At 70.7% G+C, this 21,071-nt stretch carries 19 protein-coding genes, 1 other RNA gene and 1 pseudogene; 6 read left to right on the forward strand and 15 right to left on the reverse strand.

Going from position 1 to position 21,071, the window contains the following annotated elements:
• A partial coding sequence (locus tag G3I53_RS33860) for a histidine phosphatase family protein (RefSeq protein WP_239063886.1) occupies positions 1-1,136 on the forward strand: 1,136 nt, incomplete at its 5' end.
• Here G3I53_RS33860 and eda read toward each other — a convergent pair.
• The 3 genes from eda to G3I53_RS14345 all read right to left on the reverse strand — a co-directional run bounded on the left by eda (position 1,111) and on the right by G3I53_RS14345 (position 3,837).
• Positions 1,111-1,824, reverse strand: coding sequence for a bifunctional 4-hydroxy-2-oxoglutarate aldolase/2-dehydro-3-deoxy-phosphogluconate aldolase (gene eda / locus G3I53_RS14335; protein WP_164334705.1), 714 nt, complete (start codon positions 1,822-1,824; stop codon positions 1,111-1,113). The genes G3I53_RS33860 and eda overlap by 26 nt on opposite strands.
• A gap of 87 nt (positions 1,825-1,911) precedes the next feature.
• Complete coding sequence (gene yaaA / locus G3I53_RS14340; RefSeq protein WP_164334703.1) at positions 1,912-2,694, reverse strand: peroxide stress protein YaaA; 783 nt, start codon at positions 2,692-2,694, stop codon at positions 1,912-1,914.
• A 381-nt stretch (positions 2,695-3,075) separates the two neighbouring features.
• Positions 3,076-3,837, reverse strand: coding sequence for a MerR family transcriptional regulator (locus G3I53_RS14345; protein WP_164337311.1), 762 nt, complete (start codon positions 3,835-3,837; stop codon positions 3,076-3,078).
• 122 nt (positions 3,838-3,959) lie between these two features.
• Here G3I53_RS14345 and G3I53_RS14350 point away from each other — a divergent pair, with 122 nt between their 5' ends.
• From G3I53_RS14350 to rnpB, 3 genes and pseudogenes are all read left to right on the forward strand, one after another.
• Entirely contained in the window at positions 3,960-4,802 is an 843-nt protein-coding gene (locus G3I53_RS14350; protein ID WP_164337310.1) for an AraC family transcriptional regulator, read from the forward strand.
• A 52-nt stretch (positions 4,803-4,854) separates the two neighbouring features.
• A pseudogene (locus G3I53_RS14355) lies at positions 4,855-5,649 on the forward strand (DMT family transporter); the annotation flags it as partial.
• A 160-nt stretch (positions 5,650-5,809) separates the two neighbouring features.
• Positions 5,810-6,217: RNase P RNA component class A (gene rnpB / locus G3I53_RS14360), an RNA gene on the forward strand.
• 338 nt (positions 6,218-6,555) lie between these two features.
• Here the strand turns inward: rnpB and G3I53_RS14365 are convergent.
• From G3I53_RS14365 to G3I53_RS33875, 11 genes are all read right to left on the reverse strand, one after another.
• Positions 6,556-8,526 (reverse strand): DUF3732 domain-containing protein, encoded by a 1,971-nt coding sequence (locus G3I53_RS14365; RefSeq protein ID WP_343240620.1) that lies wholly within the window; start codon positions 8,524-8,526, stop codon positions 6,556-6,558.
• A gap of 4 nt (positions 8,527-8,530) precedes the next feature.
• Entirely contained in the window at positions 8,531-9,016 is a 486-nt protein-coding gene (locus G3I53_RS33865; protein ID WP_239063888.1) for a three component ABC system middle component, read from the reverse strand.
• Between the two features lie 33 nt (positions 9,017-9,049).
• Entirely contained in the window at positions 9,050-10,237 is a 1,188-nt protein-coding gene (locus tag G3I53_RS14370; protein WP_164337308.1) for an ABC-three component system protein, read from the reverse strand.
• 342 nt (positions 10,238-10,579) lie between these two features.
• The gene (locus G3I53_RS14375; protein ID WP_164337307.1) at positions 10,580-11,530 is read right to left on the reverse strand and encodes a thiopeptide-type bacteriocin biosynthesis protein; all 951 of its coding nucleotides are present in this window, start codon (positions 11,528-11,530) and stop codon (positions 10,580-10,582) included.
• A 15-nt stretch (positions 11,531-11,545) separates the two neighbouring features.
• Positions 11,546-12,697: a lanthionine synthetase C family protein gene (locus G3I53_RS14380; RefSeq protein ID WP_164337306.1), complete on the reverse strand. Its 1,152-nt coding sequence runs from the start codon at positions 12,695-12,697 to the stop codon at positions 11,546-11,548.
• Entirely contained in the window at positions 12,694-15,723 is a 3,030-nt protein-coding gene (locus G3I53_RS14385; protein ID WP_239063889.1) for a lantibiotic dehydratase, read from the reverse strand. The genes G3I53_RS14380 and G3I53_RS14385 overlap by 4 nt, the downstream gene beginning before the upstream one ends.
• 78 nt (positions 15,724-15,801) lie before the next feature.
• Positions 15,802-15,999, reverse strand: a complete 198-nt coding sequence (locus G3I53_RS14390) for an FxLD family lanthipeptide (protein ID WP_164337305.1) — start codon at positions 15,997-15,999, stop codon at positions 15,802-15,804.
• A 65-nt stretch (positions 16,000-16,064) separates the two neighbouring features.
• Positions 16,065-17,312 (reverse strand): methyltransferase, FxLD system, encoded by a 1,248-nt coding sequence (gene fxlM, locus G3I53_RS14395; protein WP_164337304.1) that lies wholly within the window; start codon positions 17,310-17,312, stop codon positions 16,065-16,067.
• Between the two features lie 159 nt (positions 17,313-17,471).
• Positions 17,472-17,657, reverse strand: a complete 186-nt coding sequence (locus tag G3I53_RS33870; protein ID WP_239063891.1) for a DUF5999 family protein — start codon at positions 17,655-17,657, stop codon at positions 17,472-17,474.
• 48 nt (positions 17,658-17,705) lie between these two features.
• Positions 17,706-18,152, reverse strand: coding sequence for a DUF6302 family protein (locus G3I53_RS14400; protein ID WP_203592327.1), 447 nt, complete (start codon positions 18,150-18,152; stop codon positions 17,706-17,708).
• Entirely contained in the window at positions 18,146-18,628 is a 483-nt protein-coding gene (locus G3I53_RS33875; protein WP_164337303.1) for a DUF6415 family natural product biosynthesis protein, read from the reverse strand. The genes G3I53_RS14400 and G3I53_RS33875 overlap by 7 nt, the downstream gene beginning before the upstream one ends.
• 260 nt (positions 18,629-18,888) lie before the next feature.
• Between G3I53_RS33875 and G3I53_RS14410 the strand changes: the two genes are divergently transcribed.
• Together G3I53_RS14410 and G3I53_RS14415 are read left to right on the forward strand one after the other, a co-directional pair.
• Positions 18,889-20,115 carry a Tat pathway signal protein gene (locus G3I53_RS14410; protein WP_164337302.1) on the forward strand — a complete coding sequence of 409 codons (1,227 nt, stop codon included), beginning with the start codon at positions 18,889-18,891 and terminating at the stop codon, positions 20,113-20,115.
• Positions 20,112-20,669 (forward strand): GNAT family N-acetyltransferase, encoded by a 558-nt coding sequence (locus G3I53_RS14415; protein ID WP_164337301.1) that lies wholly within the window; start codon positions 20,112-20,114, stop codon positions 20,667-20,669. The genes G3I53_RS14410 and G3I53_RS14415 overlap by 4 nt, the downstream gene beginning before the upstream one ends.
• 65 nt (positions 20,670-20,734) lie before the next feature.
• Here the strand turns inward: G3I53_RS14415 and G3I53_RS34385 are convergent, their stop codons facing one another.
• On the reverse strand, positions 20,735-20,869 hold the full coding sequence (locus tag G3I53_RS34385; RefSeq protein WP_275404193.1) for a hypothetical protein: 135 nt from the start codon (positions 20,867-20,869) through the stop codon (positions 20,735-20,737).
• Between the last annotated feature and the right edge of the window lie 202 nt (positions 20,870-21,071).

Below are 21,071 nucleotides of genomic sequence, written 5' to 3' on the forward strand. Positions count from 1 at the left end.
CGGCACTCGCCGAGGGCGCGGCCCGCCATCGCAGCACGACCGCCGCCCGGGCGGAGACCCCGGCGGCCCCCGACCTCCGCAACGACAGCCCCGCCGACACGGCCCAACCCGCGTCCGGCCCCGGTCCCGCGTCGGAGGCCGGGAAGGCTGGCCCCGGTCCCGTGTCCGAGGTCGGGAAGGCTGGCCCCGGTCCCGTGTCCGAGGTCGGGAAGGCTGGCCCCGGTCCCGTGTCCGAGGTCGGGAAGGCTGGCCCCGGTCCCGTGTCCGAGGTCGGGAAGGCCGGCACCGACCCCGCCTCCGAGACCGGGAAGGCCGGCACCGACCCCGCGTCCGAGGCCGGGAAGGCCGGAGCCGGAACCGCGTCCGAGACCGGGAAGGCCGGACCCGGTCCCGCCTCCGAGGCCGGGCAGTCCGGCACCGACCCCACGTCCGAGGCGGGAAAGGCCGGCGCGGACGTCCGTGCCGCCGAGGCCGTCGCCACCCCCCGCTCCGGCTGGGGCCCCGCCGACATGGGCCCGCCGGCCACCTTCGTCCTGCTCCGGCACGGCGAGACGCCACTGACCCCGCAGAAGCGTTTCTCGGGCAGCGGCGGCAGCGACCCCTCCCTCTCCGGCATCGGCCGCGAGCAGGCCGAGCGGGTCGCCGCGGCCCTGGCCCGGCGCGGCACCGTGCAGGCGGTCGTCGCCTCCCCGCTCGCCCGGACCCGCGAGACCGCACAGATCGTCGCCGCCCGCCTCGGCCTGGACGTGCAGATCGAAGAGGGGCTGCGCGAGACGGACTTCGGCGCCTGGGAGGGCCTCACCTTCGGCGAAGTCCGCGAACGCCACCCGGAGGACCTGAGCGCCTGGCTGTCCGCACCCGACGCCGAACCGACCGGCGGCGGCGAGAGCTTCGCGGCCACCGCGGCCCGGGTCGCCGCGGCGCGGGACAAGCTGATCGCCGCGCACGCGGGCCGCACGGTCCTGCTCGTCACCCACGTCACGCCGATCAAGACGCTCGTCCGGCTCGCCCTCGGCGCCCCGCCGGAGGCCCTGTTCCGCATGGAACTGTCGGCGGCCTCCCTGTCGGCGGTCGCCTACTACGCCGACGGCAACGCCAGCGTCCGCCTGTTCAACGAGACGTCACACCTGCGCTGAGCCCGGCCGCCGCCCGGGCCAGCCGCTCGACCCGCGCCCAGTCCCCGGCGGCCACGGCATCCGCCGGGACCATCCAACTGCCGCCGACGCAGCCCACGTTGGGCAGCGCCAGATAGTCCGGCGCGTTGTCCGGCCCGACACCGCCCGTCGGGCAGAAGCGCGCCTGCGGCAACGGCCCGGCGAGCGCCCGGAGATACGCCGTGCCGCCGGACGCCTCCGCCGGGAAGAACTTCATCTCCCGCACCCCGCGCTCCAGCAGCGCCACCACCTCCGAGGCCGTCGACACCCCGGCCAGGAACGGCACCCCCGACGCCCGCATCGCCTCCAGCAGCCGCTCCGTCCACCCGGGGCTGACCAGGAAGCGGGCACCGGCGCCCACCGCGTCGTCCACCTGCTGAGGCGTGAGTACCGTGCCCGCCCCGACCACGGCCCCGGGCACCTCGGCGGCGACCGCCCGGATCGCGTCGAGCGCGGCGGGCGTCCGCAAGGTCACCTCGACCGCCGGCAGCCCCCCGGCCACCAGCGCACGCGCCAGCGGAACGGCGTCGGCGGCGTCCTCGACCACCACGACGGGCACGACGGGAGCCAGGTCCAGCAGGGACGCGGCGGGGGCACCGGCACCCGGGCGGGAGGCAGCGGCGGGGGAGGGGCCGGAAGACGGGCCGGAAGAGGGCAGGGGTGAACTCATGACGGTCATGCTGCCGCGCGAGAGCACCCTGCGCAAAGCGCATTGCACAGTGCGCAACGGAATGCCTGTGCTGCGCGCCCTCGGGCCTCAGTGAACGTCCGCCACCAGCACGTCCAGCGCCCACGCCGTCCCCGCCCTGGCGGGCGCCTCGCACTCCACCTCGTACCCGAGCTCCCGCAACGCGTCGACCAGCTCGGCCGGGTTCCCCGGCGCGGACCCCGCCGACAGCAGGCTCCGGACGATCCGGCCCTTGGTCGCCTTGTTGAAGTGGCTGACCACCTTCCGGGTCGGCGCGTGCAGCACCCGCACGGTCGCCGTCCGCCCCGCCACCTCGCCCTTGGGCTTCCAGGCCGTCGCGTACGCAGCCGACCTCAGGTCCAGGACCAGTCCGTTCCCGGCCGCCTCCGGCAGCACCTCCGCCATCGGCGCCCGCCAGTGCGCGCCCAGCGCCCCGAGGCCCGGCAGCTTGACGCCCATCGAACACCGGTAGGACGGGATCCGGTCGGTGACCCGGACCGCCCCCCACAGCCCCGAGAACACCAGCAGCGAGCGCGCGGCCCGCCGCTTCGCCGCCGTGTCGAGCGTGGCCAGGCCCAGCGCGTCGTACAGCACCCCGGTGTAGATCTCCCCGGCGGGCCGGGCCCCGGCCGTGCGCAGCTCCGCGTTCTTGGCGACCTCGCCCCGCAGTCCCTCGCTCAGCCCCAGCACCTCGCGCGCCTTGTCCTCGTCCCCGGCGCACAGGTCGACCAGCTCGTCGAGCACGGCGTTCCGGGCGGCGGTCAGCCCCGGCAGCGACAACGACTCCGTACGCAGCGGGGCCCCGCGGCCGGAAGCGGCCTTGCCCTCGGACGGCGGCAGCAGGACAAGCACACGTACTCCTTCGACTTCGGCTCAGGCGTCGGGGCTCACGGCATCCGGGCTCACGGCATCGGGGCTCGCGTGCCCGGTCGTGTCTCCGGCGTTCGGGACCCGGCGGCCCGGCGGGCGGAACCCCGCCGCAAGAGTACGGCGCCCGCTCCCCGACCCCACGCGCCGGGACACCCCGCGACCCACCCGCTCACGCGCCCGCCGCCACCTGCCGGGACGCCCCCACGCCGCCGCCCGCTCACGCGCCCTGCCCCCACCTGCCGGGACGCCCCCACGCCGCCGCCCGCTCACGCGCCCTGCCGCCACCTGCCGGGAAACCCCGCGGCCCCACCGCTCACGGGCCCCGGCCTCACCCGCCGGGGACACCCCCACACCGTCCCCCGCTCACGCGCCCCGCCCCTCCCCGAGTCTCCTCAGCAGCCGCCGGATCACCTCCGCCTGGGCCGGAGCGAAATCGGCGTACAGGGCGCGCAGGAAACTGTGCTCCTGGTCGACGGAGCCCGCCCCCGGCGGCACCAGCCCCTCGGGCAGGCAGGCGACGAAGAGACCGACGGCCTCGTCGATGCGCGGATCGTCCGTACCGGCGTCGGCGAGCGCGTCGAGCACGGCGTACGCGCGCTGCGCCCGCTCCACCCCGCCCGGCGCGGACAGCGCGCTGCCGAACATGGCCATGAACTCCTCCCGCTGCTCGGGCGGCGCCGTGGTCTCGATCAGCGCGAGCACCTCCCGCTCCTTGGCCGCCGAGGGCGAGTCGGCGAGGCCGGCCAGCTCCTCGAACAGGGCGGCCAGCTCCGGGGACACCGGCCCGTCGGCGGTCAGCCCGCCCTCCGTCTCCAGCAGCGCCCGCAACCGCCCCCGCCGCTCCCGGAGCGCCGCCTCCTGCCGGGCCAGGTCCTCGTCCAGCTCCGTCAGTACCTCCATCAGGTCCTTCCCGGCGTCGTCCGCGAGCACGTCCCGCACCTCGGCCAGCCCCAGCCCCAGCTCCGTCAGCCGCCGGATCCGCGCCAGCACGACCGCGTGCCGCAGCGTGTAGTTCCGGTAGCCGTTGCTCAGCCGCTCCGGCTCCGGCAACAGCCCGAGATGGTGGTAGTGCCGCACGGCCCGCGTGGTCACACCGACGGCCGCGGCGAGTTCTCCGATCCGCATGCCCCCAGTAGAAACGTTGACGCGGCGGCAAGGTCAACCGGCCACCGTCGCACCGCCCGGGGGTGCGCCTTCGACCTGGACACCGCCGACTTCGTCTGGTCCCCTGATCCGGGGGGTGCGCGGTGGGGAACACGGGGAACGTACGGGAGCAGGCACGCTGGACCAGGGCCCGGCTCGGCCGGTGCGGGCCGTCGCTCGACCTGCTCACCGCCCGCTTCGACCGGCACGAGTACGCCCCGCACACGCACGACGAGTACACGGTCGGCGTCACCGTAGGCGGCCTGGAGGTCATCGCCTACCGCGGCGGACGCATCGTCTCCGGCCCCGGATCGATCGTCGTCCTCGAACCCGGCGAGATGCACACCGGCGGCCCCGCCGCCCCCGACGGCTACGCCTACCGCGCCCTCTACGCCACCCCCGCCCTCCTCACCGACGGCACCCTCGGCACCGCCCTGCCGCACTTCCGCGAGCCCGTCCTCGACGACCCCGAACTCGCCGCCGCCCTGCGCCGCACCCACACCGACCTCAGCGCCCACCCCGACCCCCTGGAGGCCGAGTCCCGGCTGCCCTGGCTGCTCACCGCCCTCGCCCGCCGCCACTCCACGGCCCGCCCGGGCGACGACACCGTCCCCGACGCCGGCCCCGTCGCCCGCGCCGTCCGGGACCGCCTCGCCGACGAACTGCTCGCCCCGCCCTCCCTCGCCGAACTGGCCGCCGGCCTCGGCCTGTCCCGCTACCAGCTCCTGCGCGCCTTCCGCACGACGATGGGGGTGCCTCCGTACGCGTGGCTCGCCCAGTACCGGGTGACCAGGGCCCGCGCCCTCCTCGACGCCGGACTGCGCCCGGCCGAGGCCGCCGCCCTCGTCGGCTTCGCCGACCAGGCCCACCTCACCCGTTGGTTCCGCCGCGTCCTCGGTGTGACCCCGGCCGCGTACCGCAACAGCGTTCAAGACGCGACCCGCTGACCGCCGCGACACTCACCGCATGACTGCACGCGGCTGGCTCCTGTTCTCCCTGATGGGCCTGGTCTGGGGGATCCCCTACCTGCTGATCAAAGTGGCCGTGGACGAGGTGTCCCCGTCCACGGTCGTCTTCGCCCGCTGCGCCCTCGGCGCCGCCCTCCTGCTGCCCTTCGCCCTGCGCCAGCCGGGCCTGACCCGGAACCTGCGGGCCCGCTGGAAGCCCATGCTGGCCTTCGCCGTCATCGAGATCATCGCGCCCTGGTACACCCTCACCGACGCCGAACGGCACCTGTCCAGCTCCACGGCCGGCCTGCTGATCGCAGGCGTGCCCATCGTCGGCGTCCTGCTGTCCCGCTTCTTCGGCGCCGCGGAGACCCTGGGCGCCCGCCGCCTCGCCGGCCTCGGACTGGGCATCGGCGGCGTCGCCGTCCTCACCGCGCCCCACCTCACCGGCGGCGACGCCCTCTCCCTCGCGGAGGTCCTGGTCACCGTCGTCGGCTACGCCACGGCGCCCCTCATCGCCAACCGCCACCTCAAGGACGTCCCCACCCTGCACCTCATCGCCCCCTGCCTGGCCCTGGCCGCCCTGGTGTACGCCCCGGCCGCGTACCTCACCCGCCCGGCCGCCCTGCCCTCGGCCGAGACCCTGGCCGCTCTCGCCGCCCTCGGGGTGGTCTGCACGGCGGTGGCTTTCGTCGCCTTCCTGGAACTGATCAAGGAGGCCGGCCCGATCCGCGCCTCGGTGATCACCTACGTCCACCCGGCGATCGCGGTCGCCGCCGGCACCGTCTTCCTGGACGAGGCCCTCACCGTCACCGTCCTGGTCGCCTTCGCCCTCATCCTCACCGGCTCGGTCCTGGCGACGGCCGCCTCCCCGAAGCCGCCGGCCTCCCAGCCCTCGCCCCCGGAAGCCGCCGCGCCCCCGTCGGCCACGCCCGCGCAGCCCTCGCCCCCGCGGCCGACGGCACCGGGACCCCGCCGGCGCCCGGTACCATGGTCCACACGGCAGACGAGCCGGGCGGACGGCCGCGTGGATTCCCTCACGGGACTCCCCGAGGAACGTCCGGGCTCCACAGGGCAGGGTGGTGGCTAACGGCCACCCGGGGTGACCCGCGGGACAGTGCCACAGAAAGCAGACCGCCGGGGACCTCGGTCCCCGGTAAGGGTGAAACGGTGGTGTAAGAGACCACCAGCGCCTGAGGTGACTCAGGCGGCTAGGTAAACCCCACCCGGAGCAAGGTCAAGAGGAGACGCCTCTTCGGAAGCGTCTCTGCGCGGACGTTCGAGGGCTGCCCGCCCGAGTCCGCGGGTAGACCGCACGAGGCCGGTGGCAACACCGGCCCTAGATGGATGGCCGTCACCCGGGGCTCCGCGAGGAACCCCGGGAACAGAACCCGGCGTACAGCCCGGCTCGTCCTGTCGCACCCCTCCGGCCCAGGTCAGAGGGGGTGTCCACTCTGCCGTTCGGCTCCGGGGTCGAATTGGGTGGGCAGACCGTTCCACGGGTCAACTCACCCTCGCGCCACGCACTGGTTCCCGGGTACTCAGCTGGCCGACTTCCACCCCGGTGTGATCACATTGGTCACAGCGAGATCATCCCGTCTGTGGTCGGCAGTTACGGGATACCGGTTAGCTCCAACCTCCCGAGCGGTGGGGCGTGCGGGCGTAGGGCAGGGCGAAAACGCGACAGATGAGGTCGGCCACCTTGCAATGACGGGACGAGAAATGCGGCAGAGCCCTGCTCTGCCGGGCAGGCTCACGACTCCAGGGGACCCCGGGCGCCCTGGTCGATCCATTCCTGAGGAACGAGCTTCTCGCCGTGGCGCCAGTTGTGGACCACGGAGTCCTGGAACCATTTCTCGGCAAGGTTGGCGTGGTCGCAGATGATCACCTGTAGGTCGGGAGCGAGCTCGTGCACCACGTCGTAGATGAGGCGGAACAGCCGGCTTACGGCCTCGCGGTCGGTATCGCCGCGCAGTTCCCCGGAGCGTTGGTCGACCTCGGATCGGTACCAGGCCTGTGTGGGTTGATCGAGCATCAGGATCCGGGGAACAGGCCTGTGCTGGCGGACGAAGTAGCGGTGCAGCGCCAGGTGGGCGACGAGGTGGTACCCGACCCAGTTCTCGCCGCTTCCGATACGGAAGAGCGGAGCCGGCCCTTGTTCGGTGTCGGCAACGACGGTCAGGCGGCTTAGGTCTAGGCGCACGCTGCTTCCGCCATGTTCGAGCTGGAGCCGGTTCGCCCACGCAGTCATGTCCTGGCTGACTGCCATCAGCCGGGAGGTGACCTGCTCGCGCTCCTCCGCAGGATCGAGTTCGGCCTCCAAAGCGCTGACTCGCTCCTGCGTGAACTCCAGCAGCTCTCGCAGCCGCTGGAGCTCCGCGTCCGAGGCCGCAGGCAGGGACGCAAGGATGGCGTGGATGCGCCCTCTCATGAAATTCCGTGCTGCGTCCTGTGGCAGCTGGTCGGCCGTGGAAGTCGCTGCGGTGAGCTGGCGCAGGGCCGCCTCGACGGTGCGTAGCTGGCCGCGAAGGTCATCGGCTCGCTCGTCCAGAACCGTCAGCGCGGCGCGGCGGGCCGGGCGGGCCGCCTCGATGCCGTTCAACTGGTCGCTCAGCCGGCGCAGGTGCTGGTCCAGGTCGGCGACCGATGGGTCGGGATCAGCCATGGTGCTGCCGCACAACGCGCATGTTGTGAGAGGGCTGCTGCTGTCAGGGGTGAGGCCCAGCAGGTGCAGGCTGGCCAGCCTAGCGGTCTGGGTGCGCACAGCGCCCTCGAAGCCGACCTCAGTCGATTCCTGCTGTAGCAGGATCTCCCGCTCGGCTGCGACACCGCGCAACTGGTTGCGCAGATCGTCGCGCGTCTGCAGCAACTGCTCTCTGCGTGTGGCACTTTCCCCGTCGCCCGTGGGGGCAGGCCCGGACTCCGCGTGAGTGATTGCCGCTTGCAGTTCGGCGACGGCAGCGGCACGCTCCGGTTCTTCGAAAGTTGCCACCATGCCGAGTGCGTACGCCTCCTGCCACAGTGCTGACAGGGTGGCTCCGGCAAGCTGGGCGGCCTCCTGAGCTCTGCGGTAGGCAGCCTCAGCAGTTTTCAGGTCACGTTTGGCTGCGGAGAGTTGAGCGCGTCGCAGGGCCTGGTCGCGGCGGACAGCCCCAAGGAAGTAGGGGATCGTGTCCTTCAGGGTCTGGGCCATGCCCTGCTCACCCTGCCGGTGGAAAAGGAAGTTCGGGTCGGCGATCTCGCTCTGCCGTTGCAGGCAGAGCAACGCGGCATGACCGAGATGAGCTTCGACACTCTGGCGGGCGGACCCGGGCGGAGGTTCGTGGAGGTTCTCTTCGATACCGATCCTGCGCCCAAGCTGCTCGCGGACCGCGTTGGAGTCCACGTCGGCTTCCAGCTCCTCGAACCCGAGCGCCTCCAGGTCAGTGCCGAACCGCAGCATGGCACGCTGCGTCGAACTCCTACCCGGTAGCGGGGCCGGGCGGGCGACGAATGCCCGGCCACCGCCCAGGTCGAGCAGCGCTGCGTACCAGGCGACGGTCTGGGTGATCGGCCCGATGGGCATCTGGAGACTATCGCGTCCGAGGCAGTACTCCAGGATGTCCAGCAGGGCGCTCTTGCCGGTCTTGGACTCGCCGGTGACGACGTTCATCGCCCCTGGCTCGAACTCCAGGGTCCGTCGGTCACCGGTGTTGCTGTAGAGGATGATCGCGAGCAGCTGCACCGGATCAGGGTGCCACGCCCAGCAGCGCAAGCACAGTTGCGGGACTGTCGGTCTTCGCCAGCCACCGGCCCACGAGGTTGGCCTTGCGCAGGACCTCGTTGAGTTGAGGCGCAGGGCGCACTCCGCGCGGCCGCTTGCGGGGGACGGCGGACAGGCGGTCCCGGTCAAGGGTGAGCACGTCGTGTGCCAGACCGAAGCGAATGCCTGCCCGGACCGGTTCCACGAGACTGACCGCACGCTGTGGGAGCCCTGCGCGCAGCACCGGGTTTCGTGACACCCAGGTAGCCAGGTGTGTGGCTGTCGATGCTGGGAGGGCTTCGCGGGTGCCTCGGTGCAGCACGAGCGGGGCGGCGACGAATGACAGCACCACAGGAACGCCTTGACTGGTCTCCTTGGCGTGTCCCTCGGCGGTAGTCGCCAGCAGCGCGGCGATCAATGCCGGATTGAGCATCGCCGCGACGACGGAGGGTTGCTCACTCCACCCGGTCATCCGCGCTTCCCTCTGATTGTTCGCATGCACCACTCAGGCGTGCACGTGCAGCAGCTGCTTGATGCGTTCCTCAAACTCAGGATGCCATCCGACCTTGCCGGCGTCAGCTAGTGCATGGCGGTGACCGCGGGCGAAGAATGGGTCGTTGTAGCGGGAGCGGACGGTGATGCCCGTCTGCCCCAGCAAGGTGCGTAGCAGACTCCGGCCTGCTGCCTGCCTGGCCTTCTCGTCCGCGTCCTCAGTAAGTCCCTCCGTCATCCACTCGAACTCACGGTCCCACTCGTCGATCAACTCCGCCTCGAAGCGTTCGAGTTCTGCGATGCCGATGAGGTCCTCGTCCACCCACCGGGCTGCCTGGGTGTATGCCCGGTAGTAGTCGACGATCGCCTTCTGCAGGTTGCGAGGCGGGTAAGCGACCCACTCCATTTGCTGCACAAATGGACGGGTACGGTGCTGCTCCTTGATGTCGTCCTCGTTCACGTCCAGCAGGTGCACGAGCGTGGGCAGATTTTCGCTGGTGAACTGATCCCGGATCTCCGCGATAGCGGCCTGGGCCGATCCCACGTCCAGGCTAGTCAGGCGGCCCTGCAGCAGAGCCAGTGCCTGGCCATCCCACCACTTCCACACCATGGCCATGAACAGTTCCTCGTGACCGGTGGGCAGCGTCCACTGCAGGGCAGTCCGGGCCGCGGCATGCACTTCTTCGGCGTGCGGAGAGCCATCCGCCACGCGAATGCGGTGCACGAATGTGCGCCGCACCGAAGGAGCAAGCGCAAGGAACTGGCGACGCGTCTCACGCGTTTCGCCCGATCCCTCCTCGGCGGCGACTGCCTCCAGAATCTTCAGAGCGGCCGGCTCGTCCCGGTCTTGGGCGCGAAGGAAGGCCATTGCACTTCCCGGTGCCGCAGTCTGCGTGGTCACCAGAACCAGAGACGGGCCGCTGGCATCACCTGGCGAAGACTCATCCATCCACACCTGGATGGTCTTCCATACGTCCATTGCCCGGTCAGTCAGTCGCCGGGTCCTCCCCTTGTGGTGTTTGACCTGCAGCAACTCGGTGGGTGTCCCCGACACGTCCCAGGCGATGTCGTCGTACATCTCCAGCGTGAGGGAGGAGTCCGGACGCTCGGGTCCAGAGCGCAACAGTTCCACCAGCGCCCACCAGGTCTGATGCTGGTAACCAACCGCGCTATGGGCGGCGTCGTGTGATCCCTGGGACATGTCCCTGAGTGTCCACCAGCGTTAAGCACCAAGTCCAGACGACAAACTGGACATCAGTGGAATGTTCGATCTATTCGAAAATGGAGATGCTTGACGTGTCACTCGGCTCCAACGGGACAGGCGGCCCCGCTGAGGAGGTTCAGCCGGTACCCCTTTTCTCACACGCCACCGGAAGCATCTGCATCGTGAGCGAGCAGACGGGAGCACCTACGCCGCTGCCACCGGCAGCACGCCTACAGCTCGGACGCTCGCCCAGCACGCCGTAAATCCGTCACCACAAGGCCCGTCATCCTTGCAACCGACAGACTCAACGGTTCCAGCCGTAGCCTGGTGAGAAAAGGCTCACTGCCCAAGTAGGGCTTCTCGGGCTGCGCGTGCCCATATGGCCTGCTGCCGGACGCTGAATCCCATCCTGTTCCAGTGGAATGTGACGTGCTTGGCCAGGATGCCGCGTAGGCCCAGCCCGAGGCGGTTGGCATGCGCCGCCTGCTGGAGAGCTTGGCCTTCGCGTCTCATGCCCGTGAGCCACGTGCGCAGAGACGCCAAAGCGCTCTCGGCGAAGATTGCGCCCGCGTCCACCGTAAGGAGGCTGCGCATCGGGTCCACCATGGCGCTGATCTTGGCTGGCGGGACGTCGGTCGGCAGCGCTCGCTTGGCTTCTACCTGACCCCATACGTCCCCTTGCTCGCCCCACTCCAGCCCGGCGGATCGCAGGAACGAGGCGAGGAGGAGCAGGGAGGTCACCTTGGCTTCGGGCAGTCGGTCGACGCCCTTGTCGGCGAGCTGGTCGTAGGCGAGGACACCGAGGCTGTCGGCGTGGAACAGGCGGTGCGCGATCTCCAGTCCTTCCAGCCCGCCGAACGCGATGGACTCAGGTTCATAGAGGGAGGGCTGCCAATCCTTCACCACGCCCCAAGACACCGCCGAGTCGAGGGCCTGCGTCACGTGTGCGATCACGGGCTCCGCGGGGGCGCCGGGCGCCGGGTGGACCCGCAACCGCCAGTAGGGGTACTTGCGGAGGAACCACCATGCCCCGACGGTCTCCTCGCGCAGCGCGGGGAGGAGGTAGGCGCGGAAGGCGCGGGCCGCGGTCGGATAGTCGGCGAACTGCACGTACACCTGGTGCCAGCCCGCGGACTGCTGGTGCAGTGCCGTCTGGCCGGCGGCCCGGTAGCGCTCGACGGCCGCAGCCAGGCGGGCCGGGGAGGTTTCGGCGCGCCTGGCTGCGGCTTCGATCGGCATGCCGCCGAGCACGGACAGCACGGCGTCTTCGGGCGCGGTTCTGCTGTACATCGCCTGACCGCTCCTTCAGCTCAGCAGCAGGCAGGCGTCCCAGTCCGTTGCGGTCCGGGCGCCGGGTTCGACGGTGCGGAATGCCAGGCTGGCGCCAGCCGCTCCCTCCAGGAAGCCGGGCTGCTCCGGGGCTTCTGCCGCGAGGAAGCGCCGGGAGCCGGCTGCGGTGAGCCAGTCCTGGAACGGCGCGGGGGTTTCGGCCTCTTCTGCGACACGCTGCACCGTGCGGATGAGGCCCCCGACGCCGTGGCACAGGCCGCGGCCGTGGAGCAGGTCGAGCTGGCGATCGTCGGCGAGGCAGTACAGCAGGGCGCGCTCGGCCATGCGTTTGCGGTCGTCGTCACCGAGGGCGATAGCGGCGAGCTGCTGGGCTCGGACGACACCGGGCGTGCCGTAGCACCAGGAAGGGGCGGCAACGTGGGTAGGTGCGGGGCCAGTCTTGCTGACCCAGCGCGGCCAGTGAGTTCCGTTGTGGTCGCTCTGCCGTATGGCGTCCAGCCACCGCAGGATGCGTCCCATCGCAGCCTCGTGGCCTTCCACGGTGACGCCTCGGCGCTGGGCCAGCGCCAGCAGGGCGAGGGGGCCGGTGATGCCGTGGGCGAGGCCGGCGTTGGCGTGCCCTCCGGGTGTGGCTGCCGCGTTCGAGGCGGGGGCGTGACCGACCCACCAGCCGGGCAGCGGTTGCCCGTCCGGCCCGGTCACCGGTTCAGTGAGCCGTACGAGGTACTCCAGCACCCGCCGCATCTCCGGCCCATGGGGCTGCCGACGCAGCAGTAGAGCGCCGAGCCCGGTCAGCCCTCGGAACAGGTCGTACTCGGCGAAGGTGGCCAGTCGCCCTTGCTCGATGCGTTCGTGGGCTGCGACCAGACGGCGGCGCGTGCAGCCGACCATGACGTCGTCCAGGGTGCGCAGCGCTCCGGCGTACCGGTCGCTGCTCCCGGCCGCCATGTGCAGGACGTAGGCCATCGCGGGGGCCCCGAGGAACAGGCTGGCGTCGTCCCCGTCGATGAGCGGCGCGGCGATGGCGAGCTTGCGGTGCGCGACCTGCCATGTGTCGAGCCCGAGGTGGGCGCGCTCCACATCGAGGAGAGCGGCGCCCAGTGGGCCGTGGGCGAGGGACTGGCGGCTGGCGAGAGAGGTGTCGGCCTTGGGCGGGGCGGTGGTCACCGCGGTGCTCCTTCGGTGCGCTCGATCCAGGACAAGCTCGCGCTGCGGGCGAGGCGGCGACAGGCGGCTTCGGCGGCCGGGTTGACCCCTGCCGCGCGGTTGTGGTGCATGTGGAGCAGGGAAGGCAGCACGCTGGCGGGGCCGATGCCGGCGGTTCCGAGTGCTCGCCCGTACTCGCGAAGGGCCCGGCGGCGCAGCGCCCACATCCCGGCCACGTGCCCCCCGGCGGGGTATTCGCGCAGTACAGCAGCGGATGTGTCGGGGTCTGCGAGGCGTACGGCTAGGGCCTGTACGTCACGCGGTAGAGCCGCGCCCTCGTCCTTCGAGATGTGCTTCGTCAGCCATCGCCATCCGGATTCTTGTGAGCCGAGGAGTGCGACGGCGATGTCCACCATGCTGGCGGCGGTGACAGCAGGCCGCAGGTTGGCGGGCAGGGCGATGCGGAATTGTGCGATGGCGGCGGCGGAGTCCGCCTCGAAGTACCGCTCCGCAGCTTCTAGAAGAGCGCCGCTGCCGTAGCGGCCGGTCTCGGGCTCGTCGGTGTCCCACTGCACGTGATGGATCAGCCCCTCGCTGCGCAGCTCGCTCGCCCATGCCGCCACCAGCTTTGCGGCTTCGCCGAAGGTGTCGGCGTCGTCCAGGCGCAGCCGGATACGGAGATGGTTGTCGGGGTCGGCGTAGCGGATGAACCACATGGTGGGCGGCTCCGCGCCGAAGTCGAGCAGCAGCCGGGGCAGGTGGTTGGTCAGCACTTCTTCGGCTCGGTTGGTGCTGCCGTACACCTTGAGGTACGCGCGCTCGGCCCCGCCCGGCAGGCGGCCGGAGTCCCGGCCGTGGATGGCCAGCGGACGGCACTGGGGCGGGGGTGACGCCTGGTCGGAAGCGAACGACGCGGTGACCTCGTGGGCACGGCCGATCCAGCCGAGCTGGCTCTCGGGAGGCGCCTCGTGCAGGACGACGGTGTGGCGGCGCTCCAGCTCGGCGTGCAGCAGGTACTGATGGGCGGGGACGTCGAGGTCCAGGCGGAGCCGGCGGTCGTCCTCGCCGACGTATACGGCCTGCGGCACGCCGTAGCGGACCCGCCAGTCCATCAGGGCCTTCATCCAGCTGCGTGAGGCGTCGAGATCGGCGGCTCGCAGCCGCCAGCGGGCCGGGGACAGGATCGTCCGGCCGACGCGGATCTCGGGCAGGAACGGCAGTCGGGAAGCTGCTCCCCAGGCGAAGGGGATGAGGACGGCGCTGTGGGAGCGGTGCAGTTCGCACACGAACCGGATCAGCGGGTGCGTGAAGTTGCTGACCTCGACTGCGTTCATCACCGACGGTTCGAGGAGCTGGCCGGTGGAGAGCGCCACCAGGTACAGACGTTCGGCGTCGGCGATCACGCCCAGATCGTCGAGGTTGAGGGTGGCGGTGGGGTTGTACTCGCCGACGGAGAGCAGGTGGGGGACCACTGCGGGAGCCCGGCTGACGTTGTAGGTGGACACCTTCAGGGGCGGCCCGGAGACCTGGGCGCGCTCGGCGCCCTGGGTGAGTGTCGGGAGACCGGCGTAGGCGGCGGCCATCCGGTCGCGGTCGCGGTGATCCAGCGTGCTGAGGAATCGGCCCGTGATCGTGCCGGCCGCGAGGGACAGGCCCGCCACGGACAGTTCGAAGTCGCCCTGGTCAAGGTCGCGGGGTGTTTCCGCGAGCACCATGTAGCACAGTTCGACGTGGGCGGGGACCTGGAGGGGTTCGTCCACGGTCAGGGCCTCGATGTCCCGGGCGGTCAGTTCGACCTCCATCCGGCGGTCGAGCGCTGCGTTCTGTGCGAGCGTCAACAGGTATTCGTCACGCGGAGTGGTGGCCAGGACCGGACGCTTGAGGACGGTGCCTCGGTAGGCGACGGGGAATCCGAGGCCGGTGTCCGGGTCGGTGAGGTCGCGCAGGGGGACGATCTTGCCCATGCTGTAGCGCTCCAGGAAGCGCACGCGGTAGTCGGCCCACGCCGAAGTGCCGTGGGGGAAAGGCGTGATGCGGGCGATGGTCTCCAGTGCCCTGGCGGCCTCTTGCGTGACGGCCTCGGGCAGGACGATGTCGCAGTCGGGGCGGAGGTTCATGGCAAGGCCGCCGCCGGCCATCCCGCTCAGCTCGGCCATGGCCGCGGTCGCCTGGGTGCGCAGGGCACGCTGCTCGGCGGGTGCCGCGTCATCGTGCTGCACGAGGAATTCGTGGAGGCGGCGGAGAGTGGAGACCGTAGGGGGCAGCGGCGTGGCACAGGCGGAGTCGAGCTGCTCCAGGAGGTGACCGAGGGCGTCCTCGCTCGTCATCGGGGCGTGCAGGCTGGTCAGGAGCACGCGGTGCGCGATGAGGTCGCTCACCATGGCCGTGATCGTCTCCAGCGGCGCGTCGGGGTACTCGGCGTGGAGCTTCTCCACGATGTCCCCGACGGTGGCGGGGGTCTGCGCCAGGGCGAGCACCTTCTCTGCCGCCCGCGTACGGCGCAGGGTGGTCTCTGTGGGGCCGTCGGGCCCCGGCTGGTAGGGGACGTCGATGCGTGTCCCGCGCACCGTGCAGGTGGGATCGGCGATCACCTGGAGGTGCCGCAGCAGGTGGGGGTCGCGTTCCAGGGCGGTGATGACGTCGTGCAGCCACTCCGCGTCCGCGCTGGCGAAGGCCCGATGGTCCGTCCCGAGACGCACGCGTGCCGTAGGGCCGAGGCGCAGCGGGGCGGGGCCGGCGAACAGGCCGAACGGTGTGGCGCGGTACTGCATGCGCAGGACGTAGCGCATTAGCGCGGCGGCGGTGCGGATGGTCCTGGACGGGCGTGCCCCGCTGGTGAGGACCCTCCGCACGCTGTCGGCGAGGACCGGCGAGGCGAGTTCGATGGGAGCGGCTCGGGCGTCGTCCGTCCAGACGCTTTCGATCCACGCTCGGCACGCCGCGGCGTCGGGGCTGCCGTCCGCGCCGACAGCGGGCCAGGACGACGACGGGGGCGTCAGCTGGAACGCCGACACCCTGATCATGCTCGCGTCAACTGCGTGGTACATCGCTCTGCCTCCTTCGTGGTCGTGCCCGGGGTGGGCCGGGCCGGCTGCTCGGCCCACCCCGGGTGAAGAAGCGGCCGGTCAGCCGCCGCTGATGCAGGTGCTGTTGGAGCAGGCGGACTGGCAGGTCGAACCGCAGCCGTCACCGGTGTCGTTCAGCAGCGCGCCGGGGATGGCGGCGGAGGTGACGGTCTCGATGTTCAGGTCGAACTCCGACCCGTCGGTGCCCGCGAAGTCGGTCGCGGCCTTCAGAGTGGTGCTGGTGCTCTTCGGTGCCATCTCGTACGCCTCCTACAGGGAGAAGTGGGATGTGCTCTGCCCACCTGGTCGCGACGCCGGCGGCGTCACGGCCAGGAGATCGTGACCCGCGATTGCGGCCGGTTGATGACCCGGCCCGCGGGAAGTTGGTCGTCCGGCGTCCCGGCCGGGTAGACCTCGATGTGCGCGCGGTCGCCGCGGTGCTCGCCGTTCCACGTCTGGATCTCCGCAACCAGCCGCTCGGCGACCTCCCGGCCCCGCGGCCCGTGGCCGATCGCGCCCAGCTCGAACCGGTCGGGGTCCTCGGTGCGCCGCACGGTGCGGTAGCCGAAGCTGTCGGCGTCCACGAGGGTGGGGATGCCGAGCGGCGATGCGGAGGCGACGAGACCGCGCTCGCGGGCGGCCGGCGTCGCAGCGATCAGCGACAGGTCGTCCAGCGCGGTCGCCAGCCACAGGTCCAGGTGCTCGTTGGACTCCTCCCCCGCGAGCGTCACGCCGGACCATGCCTCACAGCGGGGCATGCTCAGCGCTGCAGCCAGGGCCTTGGTGTCGGGCTCGGGCTGGTCGTCCAGGCGCAGCCCGATCTCCTCGCCCTCGACGTCGTGGATGAGGGCCACCCGCATGCGGTTCTCGCCGGCGCCCTGCATCGGGACGAAGCCGCACAGCTCGACGCCGTCACTCACCAGCCGGTGGTCGTCGCGGACGAAGGCAATGCTGCGGGTCATGCCGCGCATCCGCAGCGGGACCACGAGCCGGCCTCGGTCGTTCAGCTGGTGCACCCAGGCAGACGGGATGTCCGCGGCCTGCACGGTGACGATGATGCGGTCGTAGGGCTGGAAGTCGACGGCCCCGCCGGAAGCGTCGGAAGTGATCACCGTGACGTTCCGGTACCCGGTCGTTTTCAGGAAGTCCCTGGCGCGCTGGGTGACCTCGGGGTCGATGTCCATGGTGACGACGCGCCCGCTCTCGCCCACCAGCTCGGCAAGGTAGGCGGCGTTCACGCCGCCGGAGCCGATCTCCAGGACGTTCATCCCCGGCTGGATGTCGGCCTGCTCGATCTGCATGGCCTGGACGCGCGGTGCCGACACCGAGCTGACGTGCTGACCGGTTGCGTCCGTCTTGGTGATCAGCGGGTTCTCGGGGTCGTAGCTCGCGGCCATCTCCGCGCCGGGCACTGCCAGGTGCCGGGGCACCTTGCGGAAGGCGGCCACGACGCGTGGGCTGTGGGCGTCTCCCGTCTCGATGAGGCGCTGCACCATACGGGCGCGCCACTGCTGCTCGGTGACGGGAGCGCTGTGCGCGTCGTCGGTCGTCATGTCGGGGGCGGTATCCACGTACGTTCTCCTTCTCGGCGCCCGCGCGCAGAGGGTTGGGGGCTGGTGGGGCGGTGGCCGGTGCGGGGCGCCTCGGATGGAACGGGGCGGCACCCCGCACCGGGGTGGTGAACCGCTCGCCGGCCTGATCCGTCACGTCAGGGCCGCCGAGCGGTCGTTCTAGGCGGCAGGCCGACGGGGCTCGACGGCGCGACCGTCCGGCAGAAGTTCGCCGGTGTCTTCGAAGAGGAACACTCTGTTGCACAGCCTCGCCCAGCCCTGGGTGCCGGTGGCGCTGGTGACCACTCTGGCGGCGTCGCGGTCCGGCGCTTCTGCGGCGGGGCAGGGAGGGGTGTGCCGGCACATGCTGCTCGTCCTCTCGGGGGGGATGGGGGAGCGGTTCCTCTCCGGCTGCTACGGGACCGTGGGGGAACGGGACAAGAGCGCCGGAGAGGAAGTCGTGGAGGTCTTCGCGGCCAGGAAGGCGGCTATGGACTCGGGGTTGTAGCCGTAGAAGCGGCCTCGGGAGACGTCGTCGGCAGGCGGTTGTGCGCCCCACTCGACGACGTGGCAGGTGTCGCGGTACGGAGACCAGCGCACTCGTAGGTCGGGGAAGCCGGGCCGCCCGTCCAGTAGATCCCTGGCGGCCATGGCCAACGTCACCAAGTCGAAGGACATGTAGCCGCCTCTGCGGGTACCGCCGACGGGGACGGCCAGGAGCGGGGCGCGGAAGACGCAGATGGCGACGGCGTCGACGAGGATGGCGGGGTCGGCGAGACGCGAGCGGTAATACTCGTAGTCGTACGCGGTCGTGGCGTGGAGGGCCGTCACGACCAGCGGCCCGCCGGAGGTGGTCAGCACTCGCTCACTCCCTCAACGACACCAAGCCGCTCAAGGCTCTCGACCAGATCGCTCGTGACTGATCCCAAGCGCCGCAGGAGTCCAAGGGCCTTGCCCGGATCGTCCGGCAGTTCCTCGACGCGCACCTTGCGGGCCATGCTGAGCAGCCGGGCGGTCTCCGGGTCTGCCTCCGTCCGTTGTGCGTCTCGCAGGGCCCGGTTCACCAACTGCGTGAGGGCGTTCCGGAAGTCCTGAGCCAGCTCGTCAGCCGTGGCGGGGTCGGGCAGGAAGGCCGCCGGGTGGTCGTCGTCCCCGAGGACGGTGTCCAGCCCCTCGTTGACGCGCTTCCAGTCCACGGGCTCCCAGTCTTGGACCGCCTGGAAGAGCCGCTTCAGGTCGTCAACGTCGCCGGGCGGTTCCCACGTCGACAGAGGAATGTCCGGGTCGGCCTCACGTACGGGCAGAATCTGCGGCTGTAAAGCTGTTGTGCCGTTCACTGGACCCCCTCGGTGCTGGCTCTCCCGCCGGCGTGCGGATGTCTTCCTTCCGATGACGGGCCCTCTCCAGTGGTCACGGGGAGGCGCCTGCCAGACAGGTAACCGCGCAACTACGGCGGGTGGACAGGCAATTCCGGTGGCGTTTTGCTGTCGTAGGACCGGAAATTTTTACCGGCCAAGGTGCTCAAGCCGACGGAGGCCACTACCTTGAGCCCATGACGGGGAACCCGCACCTTGCAGCTCGGTTAGAGAGCACAGGGATGAAGCAAGCGGAACTGGCGGACCGGCTGAACAAGCGGCTCGGCGCCCTGACAGGCACCCCCGGCAAGCTCACCGACCGCCACGTCCGTAACTGGCTGACCGGAAAAACCCGCTGGCCGCACGCAAGACAACGCCTTGTTCTCGAAGAAGAATTCGGCGTGACAGCGGAGGAGCTGGGCTTCATCCCTCCTGCTGCCCGAGAGCGAGCACCTTCGGAGGACCCAGTGCGGCGACGGACTTTCACTACGGCTACGGCATCCTTGACCGCCGCCGCCATCCTTCCCGAGGTCCCGTCCAGCGGGTCGAGGCGGGTAGGTATGAGCGACGCCGACCGGCTGGAGCGCAACTTCGCGGAACTGGTGGCGGCCGACAACAAGAACGGGGCGGGTATCCGCCTGGAGACGCGCGCGCTCGCTCACGCGCAGCACGCTCTCGACCTACAGGCAGTCGGACAAGCCAGCGATCGGGTTCGTCGCCGCCTGTACTACCTGGCTGCGGCCTTCACGGGGACGGCGTTGTGGGCCGCCGTGGATGCTCAGCAGCCGAAGCGGGCGAAGGGGCACCTGAACACGGCCCTGAGACTCGCCGGTATGGCAGGCAGCAGTGAGATGGAGATGCGCCTGTGGGGGCACGCTGCGCTCCTCTCCTACCAGCAGCTTCACCTGCATGACGCTCTGGCCGCAGCCGAAGCCGGCCGACGCGCCTACGTGTGTCGGCAGGACGCCCTCTTCCGCTCTCTGGCCAGCGCACGCCTGGCCGGCATCCTCGCCGCCGTCGGCGAAGACTCCGCAGCACAGCGCACCCTGCTTCACGCCGAGAAGGCCTACGAGCGCGCTGAGACAGCCCAGGACCGGCCCGCGTGGATGGGCTTTTTCGACCGCGCCGAGCTGGACGGCCTGGCGGCCCTGGTGATGGCTCGACTCGACCGTCACGTTGAGTCAGAGGCCCGCCTCCACCGGACCCTGTCAGTGCTCCGGCCCGATCTGCGTCGTAACCGCACCTACTACACCATCCACCTGGCTCTGGCCCAACTCGCACAGGGAGAGGCCGACCAGGCAGTGGCGACCGCTCTGCCTCTGCTCTCCGAGGGCGGCGAGCCACCCATGTCAGGGCGGAGCAGGAAACTCTTGCAGCAGTTCGACCGAGGGCTCACACAGGTGGCCCCCGGAACCAGTTTCATGATCGAGTGGCAGGACCGCTTCAGCCAAGGAGAGAAGGCAACGTGAGCACGGTCGATGTGAGGCACTACGTCGCTGCGGACCTCCCGGAGATCCGGCAGTACATCCTCGACATTCACGTCGAGGTCCGGCAACGCGACTTCGGACTCACCGGCCCCTTCTACGACGTTGAGCGCTTCGATGAGCGGTTGACGATGTACGCCTCCCGCCCCGGTTGGACTGCCGTACTTGGGTGGGAGGACGGTGAGCCCGTCGGCTTCTGCTTCGGCACGACCCTCGCGCCGGACACGAAGTGGTGGAACAACATGCTCACGCCACTTCCCGACGAGATCACAGCCGAGACGGGAAGGCGTACGGTCGCGCTGAACGAGATCGTCGTCCGAAAGCCATGGCGGGGCCGCAGCATCGCCTGGCAGCTCCACGAAGCATGGCTCACCCACCGTCATGAGGAGCGCGTGACGCTCCTCGTCAACCCGGCGAACGGCGACGGAGCCGTGCAAGCCGTCTATGAGGCGTGGGGCTACCGCCAGATCGGCCAGCAGCAGCCCTTCCCCGACTCGCCGGTCTTCTCCGTCATGCTGCGGCCGGTCAAGCTGACCTAGTCGATCTGCCCTTGCCGCCTCGCTGCACTATGAGCCGGGGTCCTAGAAAGCCGCGCTCGCGGACCCTATTCGCGACAGTCGCGCAGCCGGTCCGCGATGTCATACGTGGTCACTCGCAGGGCCTTGAATTCCTGGATCAACACGATCCACTGCTGCTCAGTGCCGACGACCGCTTCACCGGAGGCCTGGATGTAGGCCACGGCGACCGCGTACCCGTACGCCCGTTCCGCACGGGCAGGGGCCGCTCCAGCACGATCGTGCCCAGTAGTGCATCGGCCCGCCAGCCATTCCCTCGCGTCGTCGTGAAGCGCCTATCGAAGTGCGCGAACGCATGCCCACAGCGTACCGATGGCGGCGACGGCGAGGGCCTGGGTAGCGCCGGTGGCACCTCCAGACGAACCC

This window comes from Streptomyces sp. SID14436 (assembly GCF_010548465.1).
GTDB lineage: Bacteria > Actinomycetota > Actinomycetes > Streptomycetales > Streptomycetaceae > Streptomyces.